Consider the following 14,315-nt stretch of genomic DNA (forward strand, 5'->3'; position numbering starts at 1 on the left):
CTTCAAATGGACGATGGATTCACCTTTTTATTGATCATTGTATAATATTCTTTTCAATCACAAGGGACAGGCTATCAGCCATTTCCTGATAAGTTGCATCATTTGGATGGAAGTTGTCACTTGAAAGATCGCGTTCGGCATCTGTTACCAAATTGAAGGTATCCACCACTTGAACGTCGTATTTCAAGCCTAATGTTCGGGCGGATTCATTCCATTTTTGAATGACCGAATCAAAGGAATCTCCGTCCGATAATTCCTTAAAGGGATTATATAGCCCCATATAGAGGATGACGGCATCCTTATTTATGTCACGGATGGTTTCAAACGTTCTTTCCAAGTTAGGAATTTCCGTTTCCAGAATGCCAAGGGCGGTAGCTTCTGAATAATTGTTTAAAATCTCACCAGAATTAAAGAGATTGTTACCCCCGATTGTGATGGAGATGATTTTGGCGTCCTTAAGAGATCTCTTGACCTCCTTTTGTTCTAACTGGGCCAGTAAATCTTCAATCCCGGCACCCCGTATCCCTAAGTTTTGGTACCGGTCCACCGTATTGGTTTCTATAAGTGAATCTCCAACCAGCGGGACAAAACCTTCTCCTTTTGAAGATCCTACCCCTCTTGTCAATGAGTCGCCAAGGGCAATATACGTTTCTCCAGGTGTAGCGGGGGTTTCTTCAGATTCTGCTGTGATCTTCTCTTGGGGAGGATTGGCGATATCCGAATAGGCTCGCGCAAATCCATATCCAAATAGAACGGTCAGTGCAAGGGAAAGGGTGATAAATAGTTGCCACATCCATTTTTTCATCTCTTAATCTCTCCTTCTATTATGATTGTACCAACTTTTACTCATGCTGAGTATTGAAAAGAGCAATTGAGAAAAAAGTTCGCTAGAATAGATATAGGGTGATAAACATGAGCATAAAGCCAACCGTTCATTTGAAAAATGTAACGAAAGTAATAGGGAAAAAGACGATTATTGATAATATATCATTTGACATCTATCCAGGAGAAGTATTTGGATTCCTTGGTCCCAATGGTGCTGGGAAAACGACGACGATCCGGATGCTCGTCGGTCTGATCAAGCCAACATCGGGAGTTATTAAAGTCTGTGATTTTGATGTGAGAAAGCAATTTGTTCAGGCGATGCAGCGTCTTGGTTCGATCGTAGAAAATCCAGAGTTATATAAGTATTTGACCGGTCGGGAAAACCTGCAGCTGTTTGCACGGATGCTGCCTGGGGTGGACAGTGAACGAATACAGGAGGTCATTGATCTGGTTGATCTGACTGCACGGATTGATGACCAGGTACAGACCTATTCATTGGGGATGCGTCAGAGGCTTGGGATTGCACAAGCATTGTTGGGCCGGCCGGAAGTGCTTATTTTGGATGAACCTACGAACGGGTTGGATCCAATGGGAATAAAGGACCTTCGTACATTTATAAGGAAACTGGTCGATGAAACGGGTCTTTCCGTTCTTGTATCCAGTCATATATTAAGTGAAATCGAAATGCTTGCCGATTGTGTGGCGATCATGAGCCATGGGAGAATCGTGAAGGTAGGAAAGGTGAAGGATTTAGTGGATGAATTGTCATCAGGTGTGGACTGGAGAGTCAATGATGCTTTTCGTGCACTTGAAATCGTTAATGCATCTCCCTATGTCCAATCTGCAGAATTGTACGATGATCATACGATCCATACGCTGATGGATGAAAGCAAAACGTCGATCCTGAATGAATCGTTACTACAGGCTGGAATCGAGGTATGGACCATTGAAAGAAAGGTCCAGACATTGGAGGACTTATTTATTGGTTTGACAGGGGGCGATCATATTGTCTAATCCGAATATGATGGGTCTGGTTCATAATGAAGTCATGAAAATTGCTTCTAAAAAACGCTTTGCCGTTGTCATCGCGATCTTAATCATTCTCGTCTCTATGTTTACATATGCACAATACCGAGAGATACAAGAGAAGATAGAAAAGCAGGGTACGCTGGACTGGCGGGTGGAGCTGCAGCAGGAGATCGTCGATCGGCAAAACCGACTGGCATCCAGTGGGATCCAGGATGAGGCCAGGCAATTCCTCGAATTGGACTTGAAGCAAAAGCAATACTACTTGGACAACAATATCAATCCGAACTATCCTGGAGCACCTACATTCATCCGTATCTTCTTCTCCCAGGGACTCACACTGGTCCTGCCTTTACTCATCATTATCATTATGGCGGATGTTGTGAGTGGGGAATACAATGATGGGACCATCAAAACATTATTATCCCGACCGATCAAACGATGGAAGATCCTGATGGCCAAATGGCTGACCGTTTTACTGTATACATCGATGCTGATAGCGGCTACGGTGGTTGTCTGCTATGGGATTTCGGGGATTGTCCTCGGATATGATGGTTGGACGGCACCTATTCTGACTGGCTTTCAAGCTTCTCCCTCGGGTGAATTTTCGACGACCTATATCCATACCCTCCCGATGTGGGAATACTTGCTGATGTCAGCGGGTCTTGCATGGGTCGTGACAGCGACTGTTGCCACCATTAGCCTGATGATTTCAGTGCTTGTGAAGAATACAGCAACCGGTATCGGGGCGATGATGGCTGTGTTGATTGCAGGGACCCTCTTATCTTCCATCGGTTCGAGCTGGACGAGCTCAAAGTATTTGGTGAACTTGAATTTTGATCTCATTAATTACCTAGAAGGACAAGCTCCTCCGATCGAAGGGATGTCATTGCCGTTTTCATTAGCAGTCCTTGCAGTATGGACGGTCGCTTGCCTTGCCGTTGCGTTTTGGAATTTTACTCAGAAGGATATGTATTAGTGAAGAAATAGAAGTAGCCACCCTACACAAACATGGAGGGTGGCTACTTCTGTTTTTCCTTCTCCCCGGTCCCTTTCGACTTCAAGCTGATGAAGAAAGGGACGATGATTAAAATGGAAAATTCAATCAAGGTGATGAGATGACCCAGCACATAATAAACCATGATACCTGTCCCCACGGCTTAAAGGTCAGAATGGTATAAATCGATTAATGATAGTTCTTTCGTGTGGTCTTTGTATTGGATCGATATTTTGTCATCAGCTGTCAGTTTTTTCTCTTTCCCATTATCCAGTAATAAAGTGTTTTTATCCAAGAAGGTATAGGTAATGTTAATCTCATCCTTCAGGCTTTCTGGAGTTGAAAAATCTTGGCGCTTCTCATAAATAATCATCCAGTCTATATAGTCTTGATTAAGCTGTTCTTTTCTAGGTAACAAGAAGTGGTTGTCTTGTTTTGATGTAAATGTCAATGTAACCGTTTTCCCTTGCTTTTGGATGGTTGTTTGAACATCGCTTTCATCGGCTATCCACATTCTTACAAAGAGCAGGTAATAGCCAATTATTAAAATGAGGAAAAGGGATAGGAGAGAGGCGACAATCGTGAATATTTTCTTTCTGTTCTTTGAACGTACCTTTTTGAAGTAGTCCACATTTCTATCCTCTTTTGCCTGTACATGCACATGTTCTGACATCCATTCTTCTCGCATGTCATGTACATATTCTCTACAATCTTTGCACTGTTCCATATGTACGTCCATTTGCTTATTGGTCTCTTCGCTCGTTAAATGTTCCAGATAGCTCGGAACCAGATCTTTAAACACATGATGATCCATTTTATTGATCACCCTTTCTTATTTGTTGTTTGGCACGATAAAATGTGACTCTTGCCCAATTCTCTGTTTCTCCCAATATCGAGCCAATGTCTTTGAACGATAAATTCCCCAATAACCTGAGATAAAGGAGCTCACGTTTTTTCTCGCTAAGTTGTTGCGCCTGCTGAAAAAAGTGGATTTTGTCTTCGTTTTGAATATATTGGTCTTCCAAATTGTAAACGGGAGTGTGTTCACTGCTTAGTGATTCCTCTAACCGGTGCTTCTTCCTTTCACGATTCACTTCTTGCAGCCAAACGTTTTTGGCGATGGCACAGAGCCAGGTTGAAAACGATGCTTTTCCTTTTTCTCGAAAATGATCGATGGACTTAATGGCCTGATAAAATGTTTCTTGAGTCAACTCCTCAGCAGATTGAGCGTCATTTGTCATGGTTACTAAATATCTAAAAATAATATCAGCGTACTCTTGATAAACTTCTTCCTTATCCACGTCTTACCTCCTTTTCGATAAAGTTGTGGTCACAAGAGAATGAACCCTTTTAAAGACTTAATCATCTATTACTCCAGAAAAACGTTCATTCGTTACAAAAAATATGTAAAAATTTCTCAAGGACTAGATTACAGGAAAAACTTCCTTTAGAGAATGGTTTTTTTCTATTGTCATTGATTTCACACGCCACGGTACCTGTCCCCATGGCTCACAACGAAAAAAGCCACCCGCAACTCGCGGGTGGCTGAATTCATTTTAAGCTACTTCCGTTTCTTCCTTCTCTCCAGTCCCTTTCGCCTTAAAGCTGATAAAGAATAGAACGGCTAGAAGGACGATGATCGAAACGAATACCATCATATTGGATTCAATCAGACTGACAAGGTTTCCAAGCACGATACCGACCAATCCGAAGTCTGCATCCCCAAACGTGGTTCCCTGGAATCCTAATGAGCTTAGCACCGGTAATAGTAGGGCCGGCAGGAAGCTGATCATGACTCCATTCGCCATGGAACCGATGACGGCACCGCGGCGTCCGCCGGTTGCATTACCGAATACTCCGGCTGCTGCCCCTGTGAAGAAGTGAGGGACAAGTCCCGGAACGATAACTTTCAATCCCAGTAAAGGAAGGAAAAGCATGCTCACAAGTCCGGCGATGAAGCTGAATAGAAATCCGATGATCACGGCGTTCCCTGCGAATGGGAAGATCGCCGGGCAATCAAGGGCCGGTTTGGCATTTGGAACGACCTTATCTGCAATTCCTTTAAATGCCGGTACGATTTCACCAAGGAGCATACGCACTCCTGCTAAGATGATATACACACCAACGGCGAATGTGATCCCTTGCATAAAGGCGAAGACCAGGAAGTTCTGTCCGCCGCTTAATTCTCCTTCGACGAAGGCTGAGCCTGCTGCGCCTGCTACGACGAAGAACAGGATGACCATTGTCAGGGAAACGGAGACAGATGTGTCACGCAGGAATCCGAGTGATTTTGGCACTTTGATTTCTTCTGTTGATTTGCTTCCTTTTCCAACTGCCTTCCCGACCATGGCTGACACCAAATACCCGATGGAGCCGAAGTGACCGACGGCAAAGTCATCGGAACCGGTGACTTTACGTGTGAATGGCTGAAGCATGGCAGGTGACAGGACCATCAATGCCCCAAGGATGATCGAACCGAGAACGATCAACGGTACTCCCGTGAATCCTCCGGTTGTCAGGATGACGGCGATCATGCAGGCCATGAACATGGTATGATGTCCGGTTAAAAAGATGTATTTAAAAGGACTGAATCGTGCAATCAGAATATTGACCACCATACCGAACAGCATGATCATCGCGGTTTCCGTCCCGAAGCTTTCCTGTGCAAGAGCCACGATCGCTTCGTTGTTCGGGATGACTCCGTCGACTTCGAACGCATGATTGAACATGCTGCTGAATTGCCCAAGGGACTGGACGAGTACATTTGCACCCGCCCCGAGGATGACGAAGCCCATGACCGTTTTAAGGGTTCCGGACACGACATCCCCCGAATTCTTCCGTTGAATAAGGAGCCCGATTAAGGCGAATAGACCGACAAGGATCGCAGGTGTACCGAGTATATCCTTCATTATGATATCAATCATGTGTATCGCTCCTTCTTTTTAAAAGTGGACTAGATATTTTGTTCCAATGCTGCGCGAAGTTCATTCTTATCCATCAAGTTCTTCAACTTCACCACATTCTTGCGGCCATCTTCAAGGCTCTCGACGATATCTTCAGAACCGAGGAATAGATCCGCTTGTTCTGTCTTGGCTGTTGTCAAATCCGTGTGGGATACTTCTGCTTCTTTCCCCATATCCTTCAATGCTGCTTTTACGTTCATTTCTACGATCATGCTGCTTCCTAATCCGTTTCCACATACCACTAATACTTTTTTCATTTTGATTTCCTCCTCAAATTTATACTTCTATAGTTTGATTGATTAATTCAATGACGGTTTCTTGATCGTTTGCTGCGATCAACTTTTCTATGTTGCCTTCATTTGATAATAGTTCTGTAAGCTGTGAGAGTGCCTTTAAGTGTGTTTGATTATCAATTGCTGCAAGCACGATGATAAGCTGTGCACGATGCTTGTCTTTTTCGGAAAAATAAACCGGTTCTTCGAGTCGCAGGAAGCTCATCCCCAGCTGTTCGACACCTGTTTCAGGACGTGCGTGGGGGATCGCGATATTCGGTGCGATGACGATATAAGGACCCAATTCCTTCACGTTCGTGATCATCGCTTCCACATAATCCGGTCGGATCGATTGCTGTTTGACAAGGGGCTCACTCGCCACCTTGATGGCTTCCTCCCAATCCGTGACACGGTCTTTCAGCTGGATCGTCTGTTCTGTCAGTAATTCATTAAGCATAGGCTTTCTGAGCTCCTTTATCGTGGGAGTAGTTTGTTCTAAAAGCTGGACCAGTTCTTTCTTCAATGCGTCTTCTTCATGGACGGTTGCGTATCGCTTGATCACATCCATCAGAAGATCGGTCCGGTTCTTTTCGGTCGGCTTCGAGTCGAAAAGCTCGTTCATCCTTTGCATGACCCGTTCCTTTTCGGAATTGGTCAAAATGGCGGGCACGTGGATGACGGGAATCTCTTTTTCTTTTATATAATTGGTGGAGAATATAATATCCGCCTCGTACTCGTTCGTTCGATAGTCCCTCATGGAGAGCGTCGTGATGACATTCAGCCCGGCAATCAGATTCTCGAGCTGGGTCCGGAGCATATTGGATGTCCCGATCCCGTTTTCACACACGATCAGGGCTTTGAACTTCGTCTCGACCTTTTTCTTCTCTTTCGTCAACCACCCTCCGAAATGCAGGGTGATATAGGCTGCCTCTTCATCCGGTACCGCTTTTCCGACATAGAGTTCCAGATGCTTCATCACCCGCTTTGTCAGGTGAAAGATGTCCGGATACGTCGTTTGAATGCTGTCAGACAGATCATTCGCGATGGAGAGACCGTACTTAAGTCGGTAAAACGTCGGTTTAATATGGGAGATCAGGTTTTCCTCCAGTCCCTGTTTGTCATCGAATACGACACAGGAGTAAAGCTGGAAATCATGGATCATCCGTTGAACGACTTCCTTCAGCCCGGACAATTCCTGTTCCGTATAGCGGTTGAAGTTATCCTGCTGGACTTTCGATCCGAGCAGGTTCATCGTAATGAAACAAACCTCATCATCCGGGAAAGCAACGTCAAGCTTCTTCGTGATGTGAAGGGCTGCCCTGTAGGCTTCTGTCTGCTTCAGCACTTCTTTTTCTTCTTCCGGGACCGAAATGTACTGGTGCCATTCGATCCGCTTCATGATCATCAGGATCTGCAGGGACAGGATCTCGACCATTTCATCCGTCAGGGTCAATCCCAATTCCTTTTCCGCTTCATAAAGAATTTCCCTCACCAGGCGCCTTTGCTCCGTTTCCTGTGACCACGTATCCGCTTCCGGCTGGATCATCCTGTGAACCTCATTCCGGACATTCTGCCAATCGTGGTGGGAAAAGATGGTGGCGAGGATCGTGGAAAGCATCGTTCGCTTTGCCTCCTCGGGACCTCTCAACCGGTAACCCGATCCTTTTTTATAGTACAAGTGCAAACCTGCTTCGTGAAATTCCTGCTTGATGTCTTTAATCACCTTCGCGATCGTCCCCCGGCTCATGCTCGTCAGATTCATGAACCGCTGCATCGAGGCATCTTGTTCTTCCAAGAGGATGGAAGCTTTAATGAGGACTTCGCGCTCTTCTTTCGATAACTGATACTGCCAATCGTCAAAACTCTGATCCTTCGAAACCATCAACTTCGATTTCGAATCAGGGGGCAAGAATAATCCCTGCCCATGCTGACTTTCAATCGGTTCCAACCCTTCCGTCCTCAGCCAGCTGTTGATCTGATCAAGGTCGTAATAAATGGTCCGCTGAGACAAGTTCATCCTGGCGACAAGCTCCTTCGTCGGGACCGGGTCAGGCGAATGTTGAATGATGGATAATAAGTGTGCACGTCTTTTATCCAATACCATGAGGATCCTCCTCTAGTTAATTTTGCAATATTTATATTCTTGTTTAGTAGATGATCATCTTATGAGTCTAGTATATAGGCAATTAATCAGTAATGAAAGGGGTTTCACTGTGTAGAGTTTGTATGGTGTATTTTTGCAAAAATGAACAGTGAAGCGAAATGAGTGTCACTACTGGGATTTGGGATTGTCAAAAGGAGGGAGGTTTGAAATAATTGGAAATAGAAATCGTATCAGGGAGGTCAAACCATGACGAATGATTTTTATTGTGATGAAGTATTAAGTGGGAAAACAGAAGTAAAAAAGGTGCTCGAAACAGAAAATGTCCTTGCCTACCATCACACCAGGCCGTTTTATCCTGTCCATATCGTGGCGATTCCCAAGAAGCATGTTCCATCACTCCTCACGCTGGAAGAAGGGGATAATGAATTATTGCTCGAACTATTAGGCGTCATAAAAAAAGTTGCGCGAATGGTCACAGATGAGCATGGTGCGTGTAAAGTCATCACAAATATGGGAGACTACCAGGATTCCAAGCATCTGCACTGGCATATTATCTCTGGTAAGGCGTTGCGATAAAAACTGATAGTAAGAAAGGGGAAAACACATGACCAATCAAGAAACCTGTCCATTCTGCCATCCGGAAAAGGACAAAGATCAACGCATCGTATTCGAAAATGAATCCTGCTATTTCCTGCAGCATAACAAGCACCAGGACGTACTGGAAGGATCCGGCGTGATTGTGCCGAAAAGTCATCACGCAGATGCATTCGAGTTAACAGAGAAAGAATGGAACGATACATACGAACTTTTGCAAAAGGCAAAGTCATACTTAGATGAAACGTATTCCCCGGACGGCTATACTCTTGGTTGGAATGTCGGAGAGGTATCCAATCAGTTTATTTTCCATTGTCATCTGCACGTGATCCCGCGATATAATGACGAACCGCTGGCAGGAAAAGGGGTTCGTTACTGGTTAAAGCAACCAGAAAACAAAAGGAAGGCTTTGAATGGAAAATAGGAAGAAATTTGAAACCTTCTGCATCCTTATCTCGTAAATATTTATATAGATAGATAGGAGTGATCAGAATGGAAGTAAAGGTATCGAGGAACAATGAGAACCTGCGAATCAAATGGCAGTTAAGTCAAATAGACATTCCCCTCTCGGAAATCAAAGACGTATCGATGGATGATACATATGGTGGTGAGGATAAGAAGGCCATCCGAATCGGTCTGCCATATGGGCATACAGACAGAGTCGTCATCAAGACCCATTCTGAAACGTATATCCTGTATACAAGCAATGATGGCTTGAAAGATAAGATTCTCTCATTCATGGAAGCGAGTTAGATGGGTTTCTGGATGTGGGTCGCCATTTCCTTACCACTGGTTGGCGGCATCGTTGCTGCTCATTCCGGTAAGAAAAAAACGGAAAGAAAACATGTGGTTGCCCTGCTGGGGTTTATCGTGGTCGTGATACTCTTTTTCTTTTGGTGGTTTAACAGAGGAATTTATTAGGGGGTGGCAATATGTTGATGTTAGAGGGATGGATGCCGATCATCGTGCTTTTTATCCTATCAGCTTGCCTGATTGTCGTGATGGCCAGATATACCCGTAATCACATCGTATTCAGTTTGTCTGCACTATTGGGCTTTGTCTGTCTCGGTACCATTCTATACAGTATCTTTATGGTCGGAGGCTGGGACGGGATGGCCATCGGTTTCTATGCCATTGCTGCGTTTCTTGGTCTAGCGATCGGAACGGCGATCAGCCCGTTCGTTAAGAAAAAGACAGGGGTGGGTGGATGATTGCACTGTTGACGGCGATCGGTGATGTCATCGCGGCAGTTGCTGGCTCGCTTTTGAAAGAAAGGAAGAAATGATCCCCTGATCTACAAACGATCCCGCTTCTCTATATGGAAGCGGGATTTTTAGATGGTTTTTGCCAAAAATCATCCTTATTTACCATAAAATAACGTGTGGTTTAATAGGAAATTATATATAGTTCCCTTTCGTTTTTCAGTAAAATAGAAGATGTAGGTCAATTCACCCACCTGAATATTGAAAGCGCCTTCTTCAAATAAGCCATATAGGCCAAATAAATTTCAGGGAAGGCTTATAAAATCCTTCAACAAGATCGTTCGGAATCCGATATAAATAAGAAAGCATCCCTCAGTTACAGAAACGTAATGTGATTACCTCACAAGGGATTCAACATCTGCATGATCATCGCAAAAGGGGAGAGGTTAATGGAGTTTGTTCTGTTAGTCGCTATTTCATTCATTCCTGTCATCATTGCAGGATCACTATTATTCTATTCAAAATCCACCTTAAGCAAAGCGCTATCCTTATTTTTATTCCTATTATGTTTATGGCAGATTGATATTGCTTTTTTATATGCGAATGACTATTTTTCTCGAGAATGGATCGATCATGCGTTCAGGATCTTCCGGATCGGCCCGATTCTGATCATGCCGGTCATGTACTATTTTGCGTACTACCTTGTAGAAAAGCATGATGAATTAAGGAAATATCACATGTTCTTTAATAAAGCGGTGCTCCTGTTCCTCGTTGGATTCAGTCTCTTTGTATACGGGATAAACTTCACTAAGATCGGAGTCACCGCGTATGCGCTCGTTCCGGAAACGGCGTTCGCCCCTTCTCATTTCATTCCCGTGTATGGGATGCTTAACTCTACTTTTATCATTAATGTGTTGTTGGTGTTTGTTCACACGTTTTTCCTTCTTGGCCTTACATTAAAGTTGCATGACTCCTTTTTCCGGCTTTTTTATTCCAAGCTTGTGTTTGGCTCCTTCTTTGTTTTCTTAAACGGGGTCATCAGCGGATTTGGTGTGCTGCCTTTATATTTCTCAAGCTTCAATTCCATCCTTGTCGCCATCCTCCTGTTTCTCGGCTTCTTCCAAATGCAATCCGAACAACTGAATGTGGCGAATGACAATCTCGTGAAACAAAGCAATCTGTTGGAAGAGATTATGAATATCAACCCGAACTATCTTGTTGTGTTAGATAAAGAGAATCGGATCGTAAAGATCAATCATTCCATTTGTGCCTTATTGTTGATATCCGGAGAACAGATGATGGGCATGAGATTTTCCAACTTCCTGAAGGCACATCAGTTGAAAATCACTCGCGGGGAACTGCAGAAACTGACACGTATCAATGGGGAAGTCCATTATATCCAATGGGGCACCTCGACCTTGCGCTATCATGACAAGGAACTGTACACCCTGTTTTATGGAATCGACTTCACGAATCAGAAGCAGAATGAACAGCTTCTACTCTCCACTGAAAAAAGCAAGGTCATTGGGGAACTCGCGGCAAGCATTGCCCATGAGATCCGAAATCCACTGACGACGGTGAGGGGCTTCATCCAACTCATGAAGGAAAAGAATGTGGACAGTCAGTATGAAGGAATCATGCTCGAAGAAATCGACCGGGTAAACGAAGTATTGAGGGAGCTATTGCTGCTCGCAAAGCCCGAAGCGAATGACGAGGCGGACTTCCATGAAGAAGACATGGAGCTCAGTATCCATCACGAAGTCAACCATGTCAGGATCCTGTTCGACGCCGTTGCCGCTGAGCAGAATAAAAGGATCTACATGTCGAGTTCGCTCCCGTCGGACACCCTGGTTGCCTTTCATGAATCTCACTTTAAACAGGTGCTCCTCAATACGATCAAGAACAGTCTCGAAGCAGTCGAGGAAAAAGGCATGATTAAAATCAAGCTTGATCAGACAAATGAGTGCATCCGGGTCCGGATTATCGACAATGGAAAAGGTATTTCCAAAAAACGTTTAGCCCGGATCGGAGAACCTTATTTCACCAATAAGGACAAAGGAACCGGGATTGGTCTCACTATCTGCTTCAAACTCATGAATGATTATAACGGTCGCATGACCGTAAAAAGTAAATTAGGTTGGGGGACCACCGTCACGCTCCTCTTGCCGAAGAAAAGCTGAGCCTCTTGTGAAAACGAGAGGTTTTCTTCATTGAAGTGAGTAGGGGATTGTGAAATGGTCTGATTTTTGAAATAATTGGGATTGAAGGATCAAACTGGTTTCATGGGGGTAGCTTATGTCACGCGAAGAAAAACTGACCGGCGGGAATGTCTCGGCCGTCTACCGCTCCGGAGATACTGTCCGTCGGGAACTGAAGCCTGAGAGCGCCCGAATTCACAAGCTTCTGAGTCATCTAGAAAAGAAGGGATTCCGGCACTCACCGGCGTTTCTCGGCATCGATGAGAAAGGCAGGGAAATCTTATCCTTCATCGAAGGGGAAGCCGGGAATTATCCGTTAAAGGAATACATGTGGTCAGATGAGGTACTGAGCGGTATTGCGAAGATGCTCAGGCATTATCATGACGCCGTGAGCGATTTCCCCATCGACGACGGCTGGGAGCCGATCGATCACACACCAGAGCCATTTGAGGTTTTATGCCACAATGACTTCGCTATATACAACATCATTTTCAACAAACAGCATCCTGTAGGAATCATCGATTTCGATGTGGCCGGACCCGGTCCAAGACGATGGGACATCGCCTATACATTGTACACCTGTGTACCTTTGAGCCGTGTACGTTATTCAGAGACGGGTGACGCTATGCATTACGACCGGGAACGGGATGCAGCGAGGATCAAAGAACGGGTGAAACGATTCTTTGAATCGTATGGTATAGATTTTGGACTGGAGGATCTTCAGATGGCTATCCGCCGATTGGAAGCAATCTGTCAAACCATCCACCGGAAAGCACGGGAAGGGGATCCCGCTTTTCAAAAGATGATAGAAGAAGGGCATGTGGAACACTACCAGAAAGATATCGCATTTGTCCGGGAAAACCTTAATGATTGGATAGAGGAGGCGTAAACGATGGCAGAATTGAAAAGCGTTGGAGAAGTGAAATTAGTGGGGTTCAGGGTCGTATGCCCCGGTGACGAGTACGTGAAGGAAATCCCGAAAGCGGCAGTGAGGTTACAAGAAAGAAAGGGAGAAATCCAAAACGCGTTGCAACCGGATCAGCAGATAGGTGCCTTTATCGTTGAAGAATCATCCCCGGAAGAAGACGGTTACTGGATCGGATTGCAGGTAAAGGAGTATGGAGACATTCCAACAGACATGACCAGCTTGACCATCCCGGCTCACACATATGGAACGATACTTCACCAGGGACCAAATCATGACATCCGTCAGAGCTACGAGCAGCTACACCAGTGGATACATGAAAACGGGTATACCCGTTCCACCAAGAGTTGGAATCTAGAAATCTATCAAAAAGAAAACCAGCCTGGGGACCCTTCTGATGTGCGGGTGGAATTGTATGATGCCATTCTGACTCAAGGGGAGGAGTAGAGTTGAAGAAAGCGTCCTTCATAATCACAGGTTTATTATTGATCGTAGGCTGCCAAGGCATCGATTCAAACCTGACGGAAGAACAGGCAAAAGCCATCGTCATGAAGCACCATGGTGGCACTGTTGAAATCATCTCCGTCACCAAAGAGTGTAACAAGTGTATTGTTTCTTGGGAGAATGAAGAAAATTGTGAATGGGGAAAAGACACTGTGAATTCTAAAGGTGAAATTGAAAAAGGGGAGACCTCTATATGTTGAGGCGTGGATCCACAATATTTATTGCGATTCTTATAATTCTTGGGTTAGGAGCCTGCACAACTGATATTGCAGGAAATGAAAAACAAAACATCGTTGTCGAGAAGCAGGTTGGAGATGAAGATAAATATGAAGAGTTTAACAAGGTCACGGATACCAAACAGGTGGAAGAGGTAAGGGGAATTCTCCGTGATGTCCACTGGCAGGATGCACAAGTAGACTTCATCCGTCCTCCTGATTATCGGTTTATGTATGAATTTAAAAATCCAAATATCGATACAAAGGCCATGTTGCATCAGGTGTGGATCAGTCCGATGAAAGATGAACTCGAGGTCATGCAGGGTACAGATGAGTATGCCAAGCTGACAAAGGAAGACTCTGCTCGTTTGTTTGAAATTTTGACGGGGGAGAGTTTAGGAGACTGAGCGGGTATTTAAGTGTAAAGCTAATTCGACCAACCGGCACGATTATCACATATCCCGCATGATAAATGTGAACCCAGCATGAT

Annotated in this window: 18 protein-coding genes; 12 read left to right on the forward strand and 6 right to left on the reverse strand. The window is 44.6% G+C overall.

Features of this window, described 5'->3' with window-relative positions:
- Window positions 1-34: 34 nt before the first annotated feature.
- On the reverse strand, window positions 35-805 hold the full coding sequence (locus P8596_RS05360; RefSeq protein WP_224520902.1) for a GDSL-type esterase/lipase family protein: 771 nt from the start codon (window positions 803-805) through the stop codon (window positions 35-37).
- A 107-nt stretch (window positions 806-912) separates the two neighbouring features.
- Here P8596_RS05360 and P8596_RS05365 point away from each other — a divergent pair, with 107 nt between their 5' ends.
- The gene (locus tag P8596_RS05365; RefSeq protein WP_481900320.1) at window positions 913-1,839 is read left to right on the forward strand and encodes an ABC transporter ATP-binding protein; all 927 of its coding nucleotides are present in this window, start codon (window positions 913-915) and stop codon (window positions 1,837-1,839) included.
- A complete protein-coding gene (locus tag P8596_RS05370; protein ID WP_224520900.1) occupies window positions 1,832-2,830 on the forward strand; it encodes an ABC transporter permease in 999 nt (332 codons plus the stop codon). Before P8596_RS05365 ends, P8596_RS05370 begins: the two co-directional genes overlap by 8 nt.
- A 181-nt stretch (window positions 2,831-3,011) precedes the next feature.
- Here the strand turns inward: P8596_RS05370 and P8596_RS05375 are convergent, their stop codons facing one another.
- The 5 genes from P8596_RS05375 to P8596_RS05395 form a co-directional block, all read right to left on the reverse strand.
- Window positions 3,012-3,662 carry a zf-HC2 domain-containing protein gene (locus P8596_RS05375; RefSeq protein WP_279726285.1) on the reverse strand — a complete coding sequence of 217 codons (651 nt, stop codon included), beginning with the start codon at window positions 3,660-3,662 and terminating at the stop codon, window positions 3,012-3,014.
- 1 nt (window position 3,663) lies between these two features.
- Window positions 3,664-4,149: an RNA polymerase sigma factor gene (locus P8596_RS05380; protein ID WP_224520898.1), complete on the reverse strand. Its 486-nt coding sequence runs from the start codon at window positions 4,147-4,149 to the stop codon at window positions 3,664-3,666.
- Window positions 4,150-4,404: 255 nt separating this feature from the next.
- Window positions 4,405-5,772 carry a PTS ascorbate transporter subunit IIC gene (locus P8596_RS05385; protein WP_224520897.1) on the reverse strand — a complete coding sequence of 456 codons (1,368 nt, stop codon included), beginning with the start codon at window positions 5,770-5,772 and terminating at the stop codon, window positions 4,405-4,407.
- A gap of 29 nt (window positions 5,773-5,801) precedes the next feature.
- On the reverse strand, window positions 5,802-6,068 hold the full coding sequence (locus P8596_RS05390; protein ID WP_044338820.1) for a PTS sugar transporter subunit IIB: 267 nt from the start codon (window positions 6,066-6,068) through the stop codon (window positions 5,802-5,804).
- A gap of 19 nt (window positions 6,069-6,087) precedes the next feature.
- Entirely contained in the window at window positions 6,088-8,187 is a 2,100-nt protein-coding gene (locus tag P8596_RS05395; protein WP_279726287.1) for a BglG family transcription antiterminator, read from the reverse strand.
- Window positions 8,188-8,433: 246 nt separating this feature from the next.
- Here P8596_RS05395 and P8596_RS05400 point away from each other — a divergent pair, with 246 nt between their 5' ends.
- The 10 genes from P8596_RS05400 to P8596_RS05445 all read left to right on the forward strand — a co-directional run bounded on the left by P8596_RS05400 (window position 8,434) and on the right by P8596_RS05445 (window position 14,232).
- Window positions 8,434-8,763, forward strand: a complete 330-nt coding sequence (locus P8596_RS05400; RefSeq protein WP_224520895.1) for an HIT domain-containing protein — start codon at window positions 8,434-8,436, stop codon at window positions 8,761-8,763.
- A gap of 28 nt (window positions 8,764-8,791) precedes the next feature.
- Entirely contained in the window at window positions 8,792-9,205 is a 414-nt protein-coding gene (locus P8596_RS05405; protein ID WP_224520894.1) for an HIT family protein, read from the forward strand.
- 68 nt (window positions 9,206-9,273) lie between these two features.
- A complete protein-coding gene (locus P8596_RS05410; RefSeq protein WP_224520893.1) occupies window positions 9,274-9,534 on the forward strand; it encodes a SunI/YnzG family protein in 261 nt (86 codons plus the stop codon).
- Complete coding sequence (locus P8596_RS05415; RefSeq protein ID WP_224520892.1) at window positions 9,535-9,702, forward strand: hypothetical protein; 168 nt, start codon at window positions 9,535-9,537, stop codon at window positions 9,700-9,702.
- An 11-nt stretch (window positions 9,703-9,713) separates the two neighbouring features.
- On the forward strand, window positions 9,714-9,992 hold the full coding sequence (locus tag P8596_RS05420; RefSeq protein WP_224520891.1) for a YesK family protein: 279 nt from the start codon (window positions 9,714-9,716) through the stop codon (window positions 9,990-9,992).
- A gap of 440 nt (window positions 9,993-10,432) precedes the next feature.
- Window positions 10,433-12,163, forward strand: coding sequence for an ATP-binding protein (locus tag P8596_RS05425; protein WP_279726289.1), 1,731 nt, complete (start codon window positions 10,433-10,435; stop codon window positions 12,161-12,163).
- Between the two features lie 115 nt (window positions 12,164-12,278).
- The gene (locus tag P8596_RS05430) at window positions 12,279-13,070 is read left to right on the forward strand and encodes a phosphotransferase (protein ID WP_224520889.1); all 792 of its coding nucleotides are present in this window, start codon (window positions 12,279-12,281) and stop codon (window positions 13,068-13,070) included.
- A 3-nt stretch (window positions 13,071-13,073) separates the two neighbouring features.
- Complete coding sequence (locus P8596_RS05435) at window positions 13,074-13,553, forward strand: GyrI-like domain-containing protein (RefSeq protein ID WP_279726291.1); 480 nt, start codon at window positions 13,074-13,076, stop codon at window positions 13,551-13,553.
- A 2-nt stretch (window positions 13,554-13,555) separates the two neighbouring features.
- Entirely contained in the window at window positions 13,556-13,810 is a 255-nt protein-coding gene (locus P8596_RS05440; protein WP_224520887.1) for a hypothetical protein, read from the forward strand.
- Window positions 13,804-14,232 carry a YhfM domain-containing protein gene (locus tag P8596_RS05445; protein ID WP_224520886.1) on the forward strand — a complete coding sequence of 143 codons (429 nt, stop codon included), beginning with the start codon at window positions 13,804-13,806 and terminating at the stop codon, window positions 14,230-14,232. The genes P8596_RS05440 and P8596_RS05445 overlap by 7 nt, the downstream gene beginning before the upstream one ends.
- Window positions 14,233-14,315 lie beyond the last annotated feature (83 nt).

This window comes from Rossellomorea sp. DA94, assembly GCF_029834455.1.
Taxonomy (GTDB): Bacteria; Bacillota; Bacilli; order Bacillales; family Bacillaceae_B; genus Rossellomorea; species Rossellomorea vietnamensis.